The sequence below is a fragment of the Sphingobium aquiterrae genome, from assembly GCF_037154135.1.
GTDB classification, from domain to species: domain Bacteria; phylum Pseudomonadota; class Alphaproteobacteria; order Sphingomonadales; family Sphingomonadaceae; genus Sphingobium; species Sphingobium aquiterrae.
In genome coordinates this window covers 38,791-56,437 of record NZ_JBANFL010000002.1, presented here as the reverse complement: position 1 = coordinate 56,437, position 17,647 = coordinate 38,791, and the positions used below count along the sequence as shown (strand labels likewise).

The following is a 17,647-nucleotide window of genomic DNA, read 5'->3' as shown; positions in this document are numbered from 1 at the left end:
TCCGAACAGCAGCGGGTCCAGATTAGCGGCCAAATGTCTCTCCCAGTCCCGTTATGAACGCCAGCATCACCGCCAGCGCGATCTCCACATCCGCCACGTCCACCGCCTCGGCCGGATTGTGGCTGACCCCGCCCGCACAGCGGATGAACAGCATGGCCGTGGGGCAGAGCGCCGCCATCACCATCGCATCATGCCCCGCGCCCGACACGAGGCGGAAGGGCGGCTGACCCGCCTGCGCGATGGCGGCATCCATCAGCGCCATCAGCCGCTCGTCGCAGGGGCTGGCCGGCAGATCGTGGACCCGTTCGACGGCGAAATCCAGCCCGCGCCGGCCGGCGATGGCCGCAACCTCGTCCAGCATGGCGCGCGCCGCGCGGTCGCGCCGCTGGGGATCGCCCGAGCGCACGTCCAGCGTGAAGCGGACGGTGCCGGGGATGACATTGGCCGCACCCGGCAGCGCCTCGATCCGCCCGACGGTCGCCACCAGATCGGACGCGTCGGCCCGCGCAATCCCCTCGATCGCCACCATCATCTCGGCAGCACCGGCGAGCGCATCGCGGCGCAGGCCCATGCTGCTGGTGCCGGCATGCCCCGCCATGCCCGTGACGGTCAGTTGATAGCGCAACTGCGCGGCGATGCCCGTGACGGTGCCGACGGCCAGCCCCTGCGCCTCCAGCACCGGCCCCTGCTCGATATGCGCTTCCAGATAGGCCAGCGTTTCGCCGGGCGCGCGAGCAGCGGAGAGATAGTGGGCGACATCCACCCCCGCCTCGCCCAGCGGCACGCCATCGGCATCGGATATGGCCAGCGCATCGGCGGTGAGCGTGCCGGCGACCGCGCGGCTCGTCAGCATGGCGGCGGGAAAGCGCGATCCCTCCTCGTCGCCAAAGGCGATCACCTCGATCGGAAACGGCAGGCACTGCCTCCGCGCATGCAGTGCGGCGACGCATTCGATGCCCAGCATGATGCCCAGCGGCCCGTCATAGCGCCCCGCATCGCGCACGCTGTCGAGATGACTGCCGATGAGCAGCGCGGGCGCATCGGGAGCGCTGCCTTCATAGCGGCCGACAAGGTTGGCGGCGGCATCGCGCGTCACCACCATGCCGGCTTCCACCATCCATGCGCGCGCCTGTTCCTGCGCGGCGGCATAGGCGGGGGTCAGATAAGCACGATAAAGCCCGCCCGCCATGTCGCTATAGGGCGCGACGCCCAGCATGTCGCACCGCGCCACCGCCCGCGCCCCGCCCGGCGGCAGATCGGCGACGGCGCTCACCATCCCCTCACCATGCCGCCACCTGCCCGTCGCTGCGCGGATCGGTCGCGCCTTCCAGCCGGCCATCGGCATGGCGCACGATCGCCCCGGCATGGCCCATCATCGCCGTCAGCGGCCCGACGCGTTCCACCCGATGCCCGGCGGCGGCAAGATCGGCATAGAGCGCGGCGTCGAACCCGTCCTCGATCTTCAGCGTCGTGCTGTCCTCGCCCCAAGTCCGCCCCAGCAGCCAGCGCGGGCGCGAGATCGCCTCCTGCAAATCCACGCCGCCCCAGGCATAGCGGGAGAAGAGCGCCGCCTGCGTCTGCGGCTGGCCCTCCCCGCCCATGGTGCCATAGGCCATGATCCTGCCGTCATCGAAGCGGGCGAGCGCGGGGTTGAGGGTATGGAAGGGCTTGCGCCGTGGCTTCAACGCGTTCCAGCCATCGGCCGCGAGGCGGAAGGAGGCCCCCCGGTTCTGCCAGGTGATCCCCGTCCCCGGCAGCACGATGCCGGAGCCGAATTCAAAATAGGTCGACTGGATGCAGCTCACCACCCGGCCCTCACCGTCGGCAGCGGCGAACCATGTGGTATCACCATGCTGCGAGGGCTGCGGCCAAGGGAGCGCCGTCGCCGGGTCGATCCGCGCCGCCATGGCGTCGAGCGCCGCGCCGTCGTCCAGCAGCGCCTGCGGATCGGCGGTCATCCATTTGGGATCGCCGCAATGCGCGTCGCGCCACAGGAACGCCTGCTTCGTCGCCTCGACCAGCCCGTGGACATGGGCGAAACCGTCCGCCGCGCCCGTCACGCCCAGCCGGTCGTAGAGCGCAAGGATCAGCAGCGCGGCGATGCCCTGCGTCGGCGGCGCATGATTATACAGGCGCGCACCTGTCACCGGCACATGCAGAGGCACGGTGGGTTCGGCGCGATGGTCGGCCAGGTCCCGCGCCGAGACCGGGCTGCCCAGCGCGGCCAGATCGGCGGCAATGTCGGCCGCCAGCGCGCCGGTGTAGAAGCTCCCCAGCCCGTCTGCCACCAGCCGCCGCAGCGTCGCGCCCAGCGCCGGCTGGCGCAGCCTGTCGCCCTCCCGCAGCGGCCGTCCCTCCGGCTCGAAGATCTGGCACCAGGCACCGGGCAGGCCGCGCAATTCCGCGCCCTTGGCCGCCGCGATCTCCGCCCCGCCGCGCGTCACCACCACGCCCGCTTCGGCATGGTGGATGGCATCGCGCAGCAGCCGGTCGATCGGCATGCCCTGCCCATATCTTTCCAGCGCCAATGCCCAGCCGGAAATCGTGCCCGCCACCGTGTTCGCCGCCAGCGGCCCGCGCCATGGCACGGCATCCAGCCCGGCATAGAGCGACAGGTCCGCCGCCGCAGCGCTGCGCCCGCAGGCGTCGATCGCTTCCACCGATCCGTCGGGATGGGCGACCAGCCAGAAGCCGTCGCCGCCAATGCCGGTCATGTGCGGATAGACCACGGCAAGCGTGGCGGCCACCGCCACCGCCGCCTCCACCGCATTGCCGCCATCGGCCAGGACGTCGCGCCCCGCCTGCGCCGCCAGATGATGCGGCGCGCTCACCATGCCACGCAGCGATTGGGGGCTATGCCGCATCAATCGGGCAGCGCCGCCACGAAGCCGCGCACCACGGATGCGGAATTGACCGCCGCCAGGTTCATGAAGATCAGCATCTGGTTGGGGCCATCGCCACCGCCGGCCAGGTCGGACAGGCTGCGAAAGGCGATATAGGGCACGCTGTTGGCATAGGCGACATGGGCCACCGCCGCGCTCTCCATGTCAAGCACCTGCGCCTGGAAGGTCTTGAACAGATATTCGCGATATTCGGCATTGTCGGCAAAGGCCGGCCCGCTGACGCCGCCACCGCCGACGATGACCTTCGGCGCCTTCTCCAGGCATTTTGGCGTCGCCGGGCCGGTCGTCGGCAGGCAGCGCGCCAGCCTGGCGCCGGTCACGGATGAACGGGCGATAGCGAGCAGCGCGGGATCGGCCATGAACCAGCGGTGGCGTATCATCGGCTCGGTCGCATTACCCACGCGCACGCCGCGCGGGAACATCATGCCGTAATTGGGCAGCGCGTCGGCATCCTGCCGCTCGGGCGGCGCCCAGCTGCCGTCGGGCAGCTTCCGCGCGAGCGAGACCTCCATATACTGGTTCCACCGCTCGGGCACCACGACATCGCCGACATCGAGGCCGGGGTCGATGCCGCCCGCGATCCCGGAAAAGACGATGCGTTTCACGGTGAAGCGGTCCAGCAGCAGCTGCGACGTCATCGCCGCATTCACCATCGACACGCCGCTCTGCATCAGCACGATCGGCTTGCCCGCCATCGTGCCGGTCAGGATATTGAGGCCGTTGATATGATGCTCCACCGGCTGCTCGACCATATGGACCAGCGAGTCCCATTCGGGCGGGAAGGCCGTCATCACCGCCGTGCGCGGCGTCATGTCGACCTTCTGCGCCATGACCGGCGCGGCGACCAGCGCCAGCAGGGCGAGGGCGGCGGCGTAAAGCGCGCGCATCATGCCACGCTCATCCAGGCGAAGCGGACGACGAACAATATTGCGAGCAGGAACAAGAGCCAGTCTCCCCTGGTAGCGGTGCCGCGCAGCAGCTTCAGCAACGCATAAGCGGTGATGCCGAAGGCCAGGCCGTTGGCGATGGAAAAGGTGAGCGGGATCAACACGACGGTCAGGAAGGCCGGGATCGCCTCGAACGGTTCGTCCCATGCCACCTCGACCAGCGGCGCCATCATCAGGCTGCCGACCAGGATCAGCGCCGGCGCGGTCGCGGCGACCGGCACCAGCTGCGCATAGGGCGCGGCGAACATGGCGGCGAGGAACAGCACGCCGGTGACGATGGCGGTCAGCCCCGTGCGCCCGCCCGCCTGCACGCCCGCCGCGCTCTCGACATAGCTGGTGACGGTGCTGGTGCCCGCCATCGATCCCACGATAGTCGCGGTCGCATCGGTCAGCAGGATGCGGTTCAACCCCGGAATGCGCCCCGCTGCATCCATCAGCCCGGCGCGCTTGGTGACGGCGACCAGCGTGCCGAGATTGTCGAACAGGTCGACGAACAGGAAGACGAAGACGATCTCCAGCAGGCCAAGGCCATGTTTGCCGACGCCGCCGAACACCCCGGACAGGTCGAGGCGAAAGGCCGTCTGCGTCAGCGCCGCCAGATTATAGGGTTCGGGCCTGAAGCTCACCTGCCCCACCAGCGCCGCGACGATGGTCGTCACCACCATGCCGATCAGGATCGCACCCTTCACCCGCCACACCGAAAGCGCGGCGATCAGCACCAGCCCGAAGATCGCCAGCAGCACGCCCGGCGCATGCATATCCCCCAGCGCCACCACCGTCGCGGGATTGGAGACGACGATGCCGGCGTTCTTCAACCCGATAAAGCCGATGAACATGCCGATGCCGCCCGCCACCGCCGCGAACAGCGAAGGCGGGATGGCCGCGACGATCAGCTGCCGCACGCCCACCAGCGTCAGGATCACGAACGCCACGCCGGAAATGAACACGCAGCCCAGCGCCACCGGCCATGGCACGCCCATCTGCTGCACCACGGTGAAGCTGAAATAGGCGTTCAGCCCCATGCCCGGCGCCATCGCCAGCGGCACATTGGCCACGAACCCCATCAGGATGCTGGCAAAGGCGGCGGCAAAGCAGGTGGCGGCGGCAACGGCGGCGACTGGCATGCCCGCCTGCCCCAGGATCGCCGGGTTCACCAGCACGATATAGGCCATGGTGAGGAAGGTGGTGACACCCGCCAGCACCTCCGTCCGCACGGACGTACCACGCTCGGTCAGGCGGAAGCGGCGGTCGAGGGAAGAAGCGGGTGAGGAAGAGACATCTGGCATCGCGGCATCGGTCATCGTCGGATCGGTTCCCCCCTGGACCGGCGCGCGCGCCTTCATCGGGCGTCGCACCGGCAATTCCGCTTCTCCTGCTGCATCCCCCCGGATTTCCCGCCTGTTTTGCCTGACGGACCGGGGCATCATAGCAGCGGCTTTCATGCTGGCAACCGGCCGGTCGCGCAGGGCGGCGGCATGGCGCGCAGCAGCCCCGCCGCCTCCAGCGCGGCGGCGAGCGCGAACAGCGCATCCTCCCGCCCCGGCGCGCCGATCAGCTGCACACCGACCGGCAGCTCACCCGGCTGGCGGGCCAATGGCGCGGCGATCACGGGCAGGCCGATGAAGCTGATCGGCTGGGTATGCAGGCCCAGATGCGCCCGCGCCGGCACCCGCGCGCCGTCTACGTCGATCATCGGATCGGCGATCGGCGGCGCGGCGCAGGGCGTGGCCGGCGCGATCAGCACATCATGGTCGGCGAACAGGTCCAGCGCCTGCCCAAGGAACCACGCCCGGACATCCTGCGCCTTGAAATAGGCGCTGGCCGGCAGCATCGCCCCCGCAATCAACCGGTCGCGGGTTGCGGGATCGAAGCCCATGGCATCGCACCGCAGGGCCGGCAGATGCCGCGCGCCCCCTTCCGCCGCCGTCATCAGGAAGGCCGCCGAGCGCGCGCGCTCCACCTGCGGCAGCGCGACCGTCGGCACGCCACCCAGATGCGCCGCAATCGCGTCGATGCCCGCCACGATCTCCGGCGCGACATTATGCGCGAACCATCCGCCCAGCCGCGCCACGCGCAACCCCGCCGCATCGACAACGGGCAAAGGCGCGCCAGCCAGCACCACGCTCGCCAGCCGCAATTCGGCCAGGCTGGCGGCGAATGGGCCGATATCGTCGAAGCTGTCGACAAAGGGAAAGGCCCCCGCCATCGGCAGCGCGCCATGGGTGGGCTTCAATCCCCACACCCCGCACAGCGATGCCGGCACGCGGATCGACCCATTGGTATCCGTGCCCAGGGTCAGCGGCAGGAAGCCCGCCGCCACCGCCGCCGCCGATCCGCCCGAGGAGCCGCCGGCAAGGCGCGCGGGGTCATGCGGATTGCGCGTCGTGCCATAGGCCGCGTTCACCGTGGCAAAGCCATAGGCGAACTCATCCATGTTGAGGCTCGCCACCAGCACCGCGCCCGCCGCCACGCAGCGCCGCACCCCCTCCGCATCGGCGGCGGCGGGCGGCGCCTGCGCGCGCATCGCGGCGCCGGCGGTGGTGGGCAGCCCGGCGATATCGAACAGATCCTTGACGCCGAAGGGCACGCCGGCCAGCAGCCCCGGATCGCCCCCCGCCGCGACAATCGCGTCCACCGCCGCCGCATCGGCCAGGGCACGCGCCTCCAGCAGCCGCGTCACGGCCAGCACCGCCCCGTCGCCCGCACGGATCGCGTCTATGGCCCTCTGTGCGAATGCCGTCGCGGAGACAGCGCCGCTGCGCACCGCCCGCGCGATGCCGGCTATGTCGGTGGGCAGATCGGTGGGCAGGCCGGCGCTCACCCGACATCCTCCGGCCCGAACCCGTCCAGCCGCGCCAGATGCGCACCCAGCAAGGCAAGATTGGCGGCGACACCGGCCACCGCCGCCTCGGGCAAATCCATCCCGATCAGCCGCGCGACAAGCGCCACGACGGCGCGGTCCGCGCCTGCCCCATCCTCCGCCGAACCGCCCTCACCCGTCATGCCCGATCCTCGCTGCATCGCAGCACATCATGCCGCCTCTGCGCGCGATGGCAACAGAGATGGTGCAGGCGCTTCGATATCGGACTTTCCCGTTTGATGCGCTCACGGCCTGATGCATAACATGGCCATGACTGTCTCCCCGATCGAACGCGCCGCGCGCGCCATGTACGACGTCGCCAAGCCCGACTGGGACTGGAACGACCCCAGCACCGAGTCACTGCGGCAGACATATCGGGAAAAGGTGCAGGCCGTGCTCACAGCGATCCACGAGCCAGGCGAAGAGGCCGTCGAAGCGGGGATGGAGATCGTCAAAAACGTGCATCCGGGCATGAGCGAGGCCGGATATCGGGACGACACCATGGGAATATGGCACATGATGATCGACGCGATATTGAACGAGGCCCAATAATATGCGCGCCCGTCATGGCCATCGCCGGATACACCCAATGGCCTGATCTGCCCTGCCCATCAGGACAATGGCCCTTTGCGATCACGCCGAAAGCGGGAGGGGCCGAAAGCGGGAGGGGCCGATCATCGCCTTCCCCTCACTCCATCGCGTCGGCGATTTCCTCCAGAGGCTGCGTGTCGATCACGCGGATGCGGCCCTGTTCGGTGCTGACGATGCCCGCCTGCGCCCACAGGCCCAGTTGGCGGTTGATATTCTCGCGGCTGATCCCCGCGAACATCGCCAGTTCGGTCTGGCTCAGCGTGATCACGCCGTCCGCGCTCCCCTCCGGCAACAGCCGCAGCAGGAAGCGGGCGAGGCGGGGGGCCGCGGCATAGGCGCGGTCGGTCTCGATCGTCTGGTTGGCAAGGCGCAGCCGCTGCGACAGCTCGCGCATGATACGCAGGGCGATGCCGTGATTGCTGGCGATCACCCGTTCGAAGGCGAGCCGCGCCAGCGTCACATAGCGCAGCGGCTCCATGGTGATGACGCTGGCGGTGCGCACGCCGCCGTCCAGCAGCGCGATCTCGCCCAGCACCGACCCGGCCGAGGCATAGGCCAGCACGATTTCCCGCCCGTTCGCGGTGAAGATCGTCACCCGCGCCTGCCCCTCCAGCAGGATGAGCAGGAAGTCGCCGTCGTCGCCCTGGCGCAACAGCGTCTCACCCTTTTTCGCCTTGTGCTCGCGCGCGTCGCGCAGCAGCTCGACCAGATCCTCGCGCGTCAGCGAATGGAGCAGGCTCTGTTCCGGCAGTTTTCCGTAAAGCTCGCTGGCGTCCATGACTGTTCCCCCGATCGGTAGCGATTCGCGGGCGGGACTATGGCGGAGGGGGAGAGGTTCGCCAAATGGGGGTGTCCGTTTGCGGAGATATCCGCGGGACGTCGCTTAACCCTTCTCCCGCCCGCGGGAGAAGGGTTGGATGTATGTCACCGACCGAACGGTCTCAGACCAGCCGGCTCTGCTTCACCGCCGCGGCGATGAAGCTGGCGAACAGGGGATGCGGGTCGAAGGGCTTGGACTTGAGTTCGGGATGGAACTGCACGCCCACGAACCAGGGATGGTCCGGCCGCTCGACGATTTCGGGCAGCGTCCCGTCGGGCGACATCCCCGAGAAGATAAGGCCGCCCTTTTCCAGTGCGTCGCGATAGCCGCCGTTCACTTCATAGCGGTGGCGGTGGCGCTCGCTGATCTCGGCGGCGCCATAGATGCCGGCAACCACGCTGTTGCCGTCCAGCTTCGCGGGATAGGCGCCCAGCCGCATGGTGCCGCCCAGGTCGCCGCCCTCGAACCGCTTCTGCAGCCCTTCGGCGCCCATCCATTCGGTGATCATGCCGACCACCGGCTCGCTGGTCTCGCCGAATTCGGTGGTGGAGGCGTCCGGGATGCCGGCGGTGTTCCGCGCGCCCTCGATGCAGGCCATCTGCATACCCAGGCAGATGCCGAAGAAGGGCACCTGGCGCTCGCGGGCGAACTGCACGCTGGCGATCTTGCCTTCCGAACCGCGCACGCCGAAGCCGCCGGGCACGAGGATGCCGTGCATCGGCTCCAGCTTGGAGGCGATATCGTCGCCCTGCTCGAACAGCTCGGCGTCGATCCACTTGACGTTGACCTTCACCCGGTTGGCAAAGCCGCCATGCATCAGCGCTTCGTGCAGCGACTTGTACGCGTCCGGCAGGCCGACATATTTGCCGACGACGCCGATCGTCACTTCGCCCTCCGGGTTCGCCTGCCGGTCCATGATGTCGACCCAGCGGGCAAGATCGGGCTCGGCCGATCCATCCAGGCCAAAAGCGCGCAGCACTTCCTCGTCCAGCCCCTCGGCATGATATTGCTCTGGCACGGCATAGATGCTGCTGGCGTCGAGCGCGGGGATCACCGCTTCCTTGCGGACATTGCAGAACAGCGCGATCTTCGCGCGCTCGCTCTCGGGCAGCGGCTGTTCGCAACGGCACAGCAGGATGTCGGGCTGGATGCCCAGCGAGGTCAGCTCGCGCACGCTGTGCTGGGTCGGCTTGGTCTTCAGCTCGCCCGCCGCCGCGATGAACGGCACCAGCGTCACATGCACGAAGATGGAATTGCCCCGGCCCAGATCGTTGTGCAGCTGGCGAATCGCCTCCATGAAGGGCAGGCTTTCGATGTCGCCCACGGTGCCGCCGATCTCGCACAGCATGAAATCGACATCGTCGGTCTCGGCCAGCGCGAACGCCTTGATCTCGTCCGTCACATGCGGGATCACCTGCACGGTCGCGCCCAGATAGTCGCCGCGCCGCTCGCGCGTGATGATCGTCTGGTAGATGCGGCCCTGCGTCACATTGTCCGACTGGCGGGTGGGCACGCCGGTGAAGCGCTCATAATGGCCCAGGTCGAGGTCGGTTTCCGCCCCGTCGTCGGTCACATAGACCTCACCATGCTGATAGGGCGACATCGTGCCCGGATCGACGTTGAGATAGGGATCGAACTTACGGATACGCACACGATATCCACGCGCCTGCAGCAATGCTGCAAGGGATGCGGCCATCAGGCCTTTTCCAAGCGAGGAGACCACGCCGCCGGTGATGAAAATGAACCGCGCCATGGGAGGTAAGGCTTAGCCTCTATATATGTTGTTGGGCAAGCGCCCGTTTGCCGGACGCCCGCAAAAAAAGGTCGGCCCGAGGGGCCGGGCCGACCGTGACGAAAACGGGAAAAGCCCGTCAGTTGGCGAGCGGAACGCTCGAATTGCCTGCAGCGGCGCCATTGCCCACCGCCTGCGCCGCGCCGGCCAGCGGATCGGCCGTGGGCGCTGCGGGAACGGCGCCGGCCGCCGGCGCGGGCGCCGTCTTGACCAGCGAGGTGTCGATATTGCTCGGCGCATGCTGCACCGAAGCCATCACCGCCATCACCACGCTGAGCGTCACGAAGACGGTCGCGAGGATCGCGGTCGAGCGGGTCAGGAAATCCGCCGCGCCGCGCGCCGACATGAAGCCCGACGGGCTGCCGCCGGTGCCAAGCCCGCCACCTTCCGACCGCTGCATCAGGATGACGGCGACCAGGGCGGTCGCGACGATGGCCTGAACGACCAGAAGAAAGGTGAAGATCATGACGACATCTGTGTCCGATGAAGGGGTAGGATTGGCGGCCACATAGCGAGGTTGGCCCGAAGGTTCAATGGCGGCGGTGGCACGTGCCCCCTCCCGCGATAACAGGAAGGAGCTGCATGCGCCCTCAGGCCGCCGCCTCCACGATCGGGGCGAACTTGCCCGCGGTCAGGCTGGCGCCGCCCACAAGGCCGCCGTCGACATCGGCAATGGCCATCAGTTCGGCGGCATTCTCGCCGTTCATCGACCCGCCATAGAGGATGCGCATGGCCCCGGCCTCGTCCGCGCCGATGCGCCCGGCCAGCGCCGCGCGCAGGGCGGCATGCATCGCGGCCACCGCATCCATCGTCGGGATGCGGCCGGTGCCGATCGCCCAGATCGGTTCATAGGCGATCGCCAGCCAGTCCGCCGCCGCGCCTTCGGGCAGCGATGCGATCAGCTGCACGGACACGACCGCCTCGGCATCGCCCGCGTCGCGCACGTCCAGGCTTTCGCCCACGCACAGGATCACCTTCAGGCCCGCTGCATGGGCCGCCGCCGCCTTGGCCGCGACATCGGCGTCGCTTTCATGCTGGTCGGTGCGGCGCTCGCTATGGCCCACGATCGTCCATGTCGCGCCGGCTTCCTTCAACATCTCGGCCGAAACGCAACCGGTATGCGCGCCGTTCGCCTGCATGTGGCAATCCTGCCCGCCGACAAAGGCACCGCCGGCGACATCGGCCGCCGGCGCGATCAGCGTCGCGGGTAGGCACAGGCCCACCTCCACCTGCGGATGCGCCGCGGCCAGCGCGCCGATCGCCGCCACCTCGGGAAGCTGCGCGCGCAGCCCGTTCATCTTCCAGTTACCGACTACCAGCTTGCATCTGTTCATTTTCGCTCCAATCCCTGCTGCACCACAGATTGTGCGGCGCAGCGATAACGCCTGACGCCCCATTGTCCAGAGCGGGTGGCGCCGATTGGGATCGAGCGCGGCGAAGACCAGCCAAGGTCAATGTCTCAGAGCCCCAATGTCTCAGGGGGGGCAGTGCCGCAGAAGGCCCGCACCGCGGAAGGCATGCCTCGCGGGCACCCTTCCCGCCGCCACACGACGCCGGGCTTGATGCTTGGGCGCTCCCGCCCTAAAGCGGCCCTTCTTGCCCTCAACGCCATAGCCGGACGCCCCATGCTCAGCTTTTTCCGCCGCTTTCTCGGTCACCGGATCGGCGCCTATATCGCGCTGGCTTTTCTTGCCATGATCGGCCTTGCCTTTGCGGCGGGCGATATCAAGGGGCTGGGCGGCGGCCTTGGCACCGTGATGAGCGGTGGCGACACCGTGGCGAAGGTGGGCGGCGAATCGCTGAGCACCACCGAATTGCAGAGCCGCACCCAGCGCGTGTTCGAACAGCAGCGCCGCGCCAATCCGGGCCTGCAGATCGGCACCTTCCTGGAACAGGGCGCGCTGCCCCGCGTGCTCGACCAGTTGGTCGCCGGCCTCACCGTCTCGGCCTTTGCCGACGATCAGGGCATGGGCGTGAGCAAGCGGATGGTCGACGCGCAGATCGCCGGCATCCAGGCGTTCCAGGACGCATCGGGCAAGTTCAACCAGGACATGTTCCGCCAGGCGCTGGCCCGCGAGGGGATCAGCGAAAAAGCGCTGCGCGAAGACATCACCCGCGACCTGCTCGCCAAGCAGCTGCTGTCGCCCGCCAGCCTTGGCGTGAAGCTGCCGAACAGCCTCGTCCTGCCCTATGCCTCGCTGCTGCTGGAAACGCGCGCCGGCCGCATCGCCGCCGTGCCCGCAATGGCCTTTGCCAATGTGCCGGACCCGACCGAGGCGCAGCTGAAGGATTATTATGCGAAAAATGCCGATCGCTTCACCGTGCCCGAGCAGCGCCGCCTGCGCTATGCGCTGATCGACATCGCCCGTTTCGCCACGGCGGCCACGCCGACCGAGGCGGAGATCGCCGCCGCCTATGCCGGCAACAAGGCGGCCTATGCGGCACAGGAAAGCCGCAGCATCGACCAGCTGGTGCTGCCGACGCAGGCCGCCGCGCAGAGCATCGCCGCCGATGTCGCCAAGGGCACGTCGCTCGCCGCCGCCGCGCAGCAGGCCGGGCTCGCCGTCGCCAGCCTCAAGGACCTGTCGCGCGAAGCGCTGGCCGCGCAGAGCAATGCGGCGGTCGCCGACGCGGCCTACAAGGCGGCGCAGGGCGCGCTGGCCGGCCCGGTCAAGTCGCCGCTCGGCTGGCATGTGCTGCGCGTCACCGCGATCACCCGCACGCCCGCCCAGACGCTGGACCAGGTGCGCGGCAAGCTTGGCGAGACGCTGCGCGCGACCAAGGAACAGCAGCTGCTGGGCGACTTCACCGGCAAGCTGGAAGACCAGGTCGCCGGCGGTGCGACCTTTGACGAGGTGACGAAGGACAATGGCCTGACCATCGCCACCACCCCGCACCTGATCGCCACGGGCCAGAGCGTGCAGGAGCAGAATTACAAGGCCCCGGCCGAAGTCGCCGCGCTGCTGCGCCCCGCCTTCGACATGAGCGAGGATGACGATGCGCAGCTGGTGCCGGTGGAGGCGGGCAAGCGCTATGCCCTGCTCGCCATCTCCGACATCGTCGCCGCCGCGCCGCCGCCGCTGGACAAGGTCCGGCAGGTGATCGTCGCCCAGTACAAGCTGGCCGAGGGCGACAAGCAGGCGAAGGCGCTGGCCGAGAAGATCCGCACCGCCGTCGCCAAGGGCACGCCGCTGGACCAGGCCGTGGCGCAGGCCGGCGTCGCGCTGCCCCCCGTGCAGAAGGCGGGCGGCCGCCGTGCCGACGTGATGCGCGGCGACCAGCGCCCGCCGGCCGAGATCGCCATGCTGTTCTCCATGGCGCCCAAGAGCGTGAAGGTCCTGCCGATCAGCGGCGGTCGCGGCTATTTCGTGATCCAGCTGGACGGCATCCAGACCGGCGACGCGGCCAAGATCCCGGCGCTGGTGGAGCGCGTGCGCAGCGATCTGGGCAATGTCGTCAGCGGCGAGATCGCCGAACAGTTCGAGCGTTCGCTGGAAACGCAGCTGGGCGTCACCCGCAATGCTTCGGCCGTGGCGAAGACGCAGGCCGAACTGCACCGCGCCAACGGCGTCGCCCAGTAAGGGCGGGCCCATGGCGGACGGAACAGCGGAAATCCCCGGCATATCGACCGCGCGCCGCGCCCTGGCGCAGGGCAGGTCCGCACTGGTGTGGCGCCGCCAGATCGCGGACACCGACACGCCGATTTCCGCCGCGCTCAAGCTGTTCGAGCCCGACCGGGGCGACTTCCTGCTCGAATCGGTGGAGGGCGGCGCGGTGCGTGGCCGCTACAGCCTGATCGGCCTTGCCCCCGACCTGGTCTTTCGCGCCAAGGGCCGCGAGGCGGAGATCAACCGCGGCTGGGCCACCGACCGCGACGCCTTCACGCCCGAAGCCGGCGATCCGCTGACCGCGCTGCGCGCGCTGGTGCAGGAATGCCGGGCGGAGGCCGATCCGGAGCTGCCCGCCGCGCTGGCCTGCCTTGTCGGCTATTTCGGCTATGAGACCGTGGGCCTTGTGGAAAAGCTGCCCCGCCCGGCGGAAAATCCGCTGGCGCTGCCCGACATGCTGTTCGTGCGACCCACCGTCATCCTGGTGTTCGATCGCCTTGCCGACGCGCTGTTCCTGGTCGCGCCGGTGTGGAAGGGCAGCTTTGCGGACGCAGACAGGGCCATTGCCGAAGCGCTGGAACGGATCGACGCCACCGCCGCGCGCCTTGCCGCGCCACTCCCCGCCACCGCCGCGCCCGCGCAAGTGCCCGATGTCGTCGTCACCCCCGTCCTGCCCGAGGGCCGCTATGGCGAGATGGTGCGCCGCGCGAAGGACTATATCGTGGCGGGCGACATCTTTCAGGTGGTGCTCGCCCAGCGCTTCACCAGTCCCTTCACCCTGCCGCCGATCGCGCTCTACCGCGCGCTGCGGCGGATCAACCCCTCACCCTTCCTCTATTATCTGGACCTGCCCGGCTTCGCGCTGATCGGCTCCAGCCCGGAAATCCTGGTGCGGGTGCGCGACGGCGAGGTCACGATCCGACCCATCGCCGGCACCCGCCCGCGCGGCAGGACCGCGGTCGAGGATGCGGCAAACCGCGAAAGCCTGCTCGCCGATCCCAAGGAACGCGCCGAACATCTGATGCTGCTGGACCTTGGCCGCAACGATGTGGGCCGCGTCGCCACCGCCGGCAGCGTGACCGTGACGGACAGCTACACCGTCGAATTCTACAGCCATGTGATGCACATCGTCTCCAACGTCGTGGGCCGGCTGGCGGACGACAAGGATGCGCTGGACGCGCTGTTCGCGGGCTTCCCGGCGGGCACCGTATCGGGCGCACCGAAAGTCCGCGCCTGCGAGATCATCGCCGAGCTGGAGAGCGAGACGCGCGGCGCCTATGCCGGCGGCGTCGGCTATTTCTCGCCCGACGGCAATATGGACAGCTGCATCGTGCTGCGCACCGCCGTGCTCAAGGACGGCATGATGCATGTGCAGGCCGGCGCGGGCATCGTCGCCGACAGCGATCCGCTCTACGAACAGCGCGAATGCGAGGCGAAGAGCGGCGCATTGCTGGCCGCGGCGCGCGAAGCGGTGCGGATTTCGCGGGAGAGCGGGTTCGGGCAATAGGGGCGGAACGGCATCTCAGCCCGTTTCCCGCACCCCACACCGCCCCACAGGCTTCCCGAACTTCGGCTCCGTCAAGAAGCTCCGGTCCGTCAGCGCCTCCATGAACGCCAGCATGTCGGGCATCGTCACCTTGCCCAGCAGGGTCGCGGCATGGCGGCGGATCGCGTCTTCCATGGTCGCGGCGGAGCCGTCGTGCAGCCATGGCCCCGTCACCGCGACATTGCGCAGCGGGGGCGTGCGGAAATCCTGGATCAGCGCCTCGCCGGCCACCGGCGCCTTCTCATTATAGCCGGGCGAGGTACCCAGCGCTGTCGTCCCGGCATAGTGGAAGCGGTTGTCGGTCAGGTCGGCGCCGCTGTGGCAATCGACGCAGCCCGCCGCGTGGAACTGCGCCTCGCCCCGCTGCGCCGGCGCCGAGAGCGCGTCCTTCTGTCCGCGACGATAGCGATCATAGGGCATGTCGGTCGAGATCAGCGTCCGCTGGAAGCTGGCGAGCGCCGCCGTCACCTCGCCCAGGCCGATCGCCGCCCCGCCCCGCGCCCTGCCCGGAAAGGCCGCGGCGAACAGCGCGCGATAGCAGGGGTCCGCCACCAGCCGCCGGGCGATCTCCGCCTCCGCGCCCTTCATCCCCATTTCCACCGGGCGCTCGCCGGTCATCGGCACCAGCGCCTGTTGCTCCAGCGTGTCGATCTTCGCGTCGGTCCAGGTGAGCGGACTGCGCCAGGCGACATTGGCGAGGCCGGGCACATTGCGGATGCCCATCTCGCCGGTCACGCCCACATGCACGCGCTGCCCGTCGGCAAAGCCCCGCCCCTGCTCATGGCAGCCCGCACAAGCCAGCGTGCCGTCGCGCGACAGGGCGGGATCGTAGAACAGCCGCCGCCCGAGCGCGACCTTGGCCGCGCTCATGCCATTGGCGGCCGCCACCGGCGGCGGCGCGGCGCCGACAGGCAAGCGCCCCCAATGCCAACCGGCCATCCCCGGATTCGAAGCCACGGCCAGCGCAGACCACGCCAGCGCCGCGCCGCCCACCGCCGCGATCGCCATGCCCGCCAGCCGTTTCCTCATCGCCCGCTTCCACCCATGCCGCCTGCCCCTTGCCCGCGCATCCTACAGGCCGCATGCGGACCTTGCGAAGACCCGATGCGCCATGCCGCCATTCACCCTGCATCCGGAACGAACAGCGGCGCAGGAATCCGCAAGCCCCGGCCTCGCGCGCCTTGCCGGCCTGTCGAATATAGGGTAGGGGGCTATGCTATGGCTCATATCATCGAGGATCGCCGCAAGCTGCTGGACCGGGTGCATCGCATCACCGGACAGCTGGGCGCGGTCGAACGCCAGCTGGAGGGCGAGGCGGACTGTTCCGCCACCTTGCAGCTGGTCGCTTCCATTCGCGGCGCTGTCGGCGGGTTGATGGAGGAATTGATCGAGAGCCATGTGCGGGAGCATGTCGCACGACCGGGCCTGACCGATGGAGACCGTGCCGACGCAGCCGAGGAACTGCTGGCGCTCATCCGACGCTATGGGAAATGAAATGAGCCAGACACACCCGCCACATCATCACGGACATGCCCACGACCATGGCCATGCGCATGTCCACGCGACCGACCCCTTCATTCTCGCCGGCGAGATAGAGGGTGAAGACAGCCATTATTTCGACCATATCTACCTCTCCGCCTCGCATGACCGGAACCAGAAGCGCACGCTCTGGGTCGTGTGGCTGACGGCGGTGACGATGGTGGTGGAGATCGCCGCGGGCTGGTTCACCGGGTCGATGGCGCTGCTGGCGGACGGTTTCCACATGGCAACCCATGCCGGCGCGCTGGCCGTGGCCGCCGCCGCCTATGGCTATGCCCGCCGCCATGCGCGCAATCCGCGCTTCACCTTCGGCACGGGCAAGGTGGGCGACCTTGCCGGCTTCGCCTCCGCCCTGCTGCTGGCGATGGTGTCGCTGGGCATCGCGATCGAATCGGGCATGCGGCTGTTCCAGCCGGTGAACGTGGCCTTTGGCGACGCGACGCTGGTCGCCATCGTCGGCCTCATCATCAACCTGCTGAGCGCGCTGCTGCTGGGGCATGACCATAGCCATGGCCCCGATCACGGGCACGACCATGACCACAGCCACGACCACGCCCCCCACGCCCCCCACGCCCCCCACGCCCATAAGGACAACAACCTGCGCGCCGCCTATATCCATGTGCTGGCCGACGCGCTGACATCGGTACTGGCGATCGCCGCGCTGCTCGCCGGGCGCTATATGGGCTGGTGGTGGCTGGACCCGGCCGTGGGCCTGCTGGGCGCGATCGTCATCGCGCGCTGGTCATGGAGCCTGCTGGCCGACACTGCCTCCGTCCTGCTCGACACCGCCGAGCCCAAGCTGATGGCCCGCGTCCGCGCGCTGGCAGAAGCGGAGGGCGCGACCATCGCGGACCTGCATGTCTGGCGCATCGGCCCCCACGCCCATGCCGCCATCCTCAGCCTTTCCGGCCCCGCCAACGGCAACGCCATCCGCGAACGCCTGCGCGAAGTCGCCGGGTTGGAGCATGTGACGGTGGAATGCGCGGGGTAAGGATGCGGGGTGGGGATTGGGCGTAGGAACAGGGCCGATCGGATATGCCC

16 protein-coding genes are annotated in these 17,647 nt (G+C 68.9%); 5 read left to right on the top strand and 11 right to left on the bottom strand.

Annotated features, from left to right (window positions below; translation table 11 throughout):
- Nucleotides 1–22: 22 nt before the first annotated feature.
- The 6 genes from WFP78_RS02455 to WFP78_RS02430 form a co-directional block, all read right to left on the bottom strand.
- The gene (locus tag WFP78_RS02455) at nt 23–1,276 is read right to left on the bottom strand and encodes an allantoate amidohydrolase (protein ID WP_336958315.1); all 1,254 of its coding nucleotides are present in this window, start codon (nt 1,274–1,276) and stop codon (nt 23–25) included.
- A 4-nt stretch (nt 1,277–1,280) separates the two neighbouring features.
- The gene (locus tag WFP78_RS02450; RefSeq protein WP_336958313.1) at nt 1,281–2,864 is read right to left on the bottom strand and encodes a gamma-glutamyltransferase family protein; all 1,584 of its coding nucleotides are present in this window, start codon (nt 2,862–2,864) and stop codon (nt 1,281–1,283) included.
- Nucleotides 2,864–3,793, bottom strand: a complete 930-nt coding sequence (locus tag WFP78_RS02445) for a 5'-methylthioadenosine/S-adenosylhomocysteine nucleosidase (protein WP_336958312.1) — start codon at nt 3,791–3,793, stop codon at nt 2,864–2,866. The genes WFP78_RS02450 and WFP78_RS02445 overlap by 1 nt, the downstream gene beginning before the upstream one ends.
- On the bottom strand, nt 3,790–5,136 hold the full coding sequence (locus tag WFP78_RS02440) for an NCS2 family permease (RefSeq protein WP_336958862.1): 1,347 nt from the start codon (nt 5,134–5,136) through the stop codon (nt 3,790–3,792). The genes WFP78_RS02445 and WFP78_RS02440 overlap by 4 nt, the downstream gene beginning before the upstream one ends.
- A gap of 152 nt (nt 5,137–5,288) precedes the next feature.
- A complete protein-coding gene (locus WFP78_RS02435; RefSeq protein ID WP_336958310.1) occupies nt 5,289–6,671 on the bottom strand; it encodes an AtzE family amidohydrolase in 1,383 nt (460 codons plus the stop codon).
- Nucleotides 6,668–6,853 (bottom strand): hypothetical protein, encoded by a 186-nt coding sequence (locus WFP78_RS02430; RefSeq protein WP_336958309.1) that lies wholly within the window; start codon nt 6,851–6,853, stop codon nt 6,668–6,670. The genes WFP78_RS02435 and WFP78_RS02430 overlap by 4 nt, the downstream gene beginning before the upstream one ends.
- A gap of 112 nt (nt 6,854–6,965) precedes the next feature.
- Between WFP78_RS02430 and WFP78_RS02425 the strand changes: the two genes are divergently transcribed.
- Complete coding sequence (locus WFP78_RS02425) at nt 6,966–7,262, top strand: hypothetical protein (RefSeq protein WP_336958306.1); 297 nt, start codon at nt 6,966–6,968, stop codon at nt 7,260–7,262.
- 136 nt (nt 7,263–7,398) lie between these two features.
- On the opposite strand, the gene WFP78_RS02420 is transcribed toward WFP78_RS02425, so the two are convergent.
- The 4 genes from WFP78_RS02420 to tpiA form a co-directional block, all read right to left on the bottom strand.
- The gene (locus WFP78_RS02420) at nt 7,399–8,079 is read right to left on the bottom strand and encodes a Crp/Fnr family transcriptional regulator (protein WP_336958305.1); all 681 of its coding nucleotides are present in this window, start codon (nt 8,077–8,079) and stop codon (nt 7,399–7,401) included.
- Between the two features lie 163 nt (nt 8,080–8,242).
- Nucleotides 8,243–9,874, bottom strand: a complete 1,632-nt coding sequence (locus WFP78_RS02415; RefSeq protein ID WP_336958303.1) for a CTP synthase — start codon at nt 9,872–9,874, stop codon at nt 8,243–8,245.
- 118 nt (nt 9,875–9,992) lie between these two features.
- Nucleotides 9,993–10,376, bottom strand: coding sequence for a preprotein translocase subunit SecG (secG, locus tag WFP78_RS02410; RefSeq protein ID WP_336958860.1), 384 nt, complete (start codon nt 10,374–10,376; stop codon nt 9,993–9,995).
- 127 nt (nt 10,377–10,503) lie between these two features.
- Nucleotides 10,504–11,247, bottom strand: a complete 744-nt coding sequence (gene tpiA / locus WFP78_RS02405) for a triose-phosphate isomerase (protein WP_336958301.1) — start codon at nt 11,245–11,247, stop codon at nt 10,504–10,506.
- A 291-nt stretch (nt 11,248–11,538) separates the two neighbouring features.
- Here tpiA and WFP78_RS02400 point away from each other — a divergent pair, with 291 nt between their 5' ends.
- Together WFP78_RS02400 and trpE are read left to right on the top strand one after the other, a co-directional pair.
- Nucleotides 11,539–13,494: a peptidylprolyl isomerase gene (locus tag WFP78_RS02400; RefSeq protein WP_336958300.1), complete on the top strand. Its 1,956-nt coding sequence runs from the start codon at nt 11,539–11,541 to the stop codon at nt 13,492–13,494.
- Between the two features lie 10 nt (nt 13,495–13,504).
- Nucleotides 13,505–15,028 (top strand): anthranilate synthase component I, encoded by a 1,524-nt coding sequence (gene trpE, locus WFP78_RS02395; RefSeq protein ID WP_336958298.1) that lies wholly within the window; start codon nt 13,505–13,507, stop codon nt 15,026–15,028.
- A 15-nt stretch (nt 15,029–15,043) separates the two neighbouring features.
- Here the strand turns inward: trpE and WFP78_RS02390 are convergent, their stop codons facing one another.
- Nucleotides 15,044–16,096: a cytochrome-c peroxidase gene (locus WFP78_RS02390; protein ID WP_336958297.1), complete on the bottom strand. Its 1,053-nt coding sequence runs from the start codon at nt 16,094–16,096 to the stop codon at nt 15,044–15,046.
- Between the two features lie 189 nt (nt 16,097–16,285).
- Here WFP78_RS02390 and WFP78_RS02385 point away from each other — a divergent pair, with 189 nt between their 5' ends.
- Together WFP78_RS02385 and dmeF are read left to right on the top strand one after the other, a co-directional pair.
- Entirely contained in the window at nt 16,286–16,561 is a 276-nt protein-coding gene (locus WFP78_RS02385; RefSeq protein ID WP_336958295.1) for a metal/formaldehyde-sensitive transcriptional repressor, read from the top strand.
- A gap of 1 nt (nt 16,562) precedes the next feature.
- On the top strand, nt 16,563–17,597 hold the full coding sequence (gene dmeF / locus WFP78_RS02380; RefSeq protein WP_336958294.1) for a CDF family Co(II)/Ni(II) efflux transporter DmeF: 1,035 nt from the start codon (nt 16,563–16,565) through the stop codon (nt 17,595–17,597).
- Nucleotides 17,598–17,647: the final 50 nt, after the last annotated feature.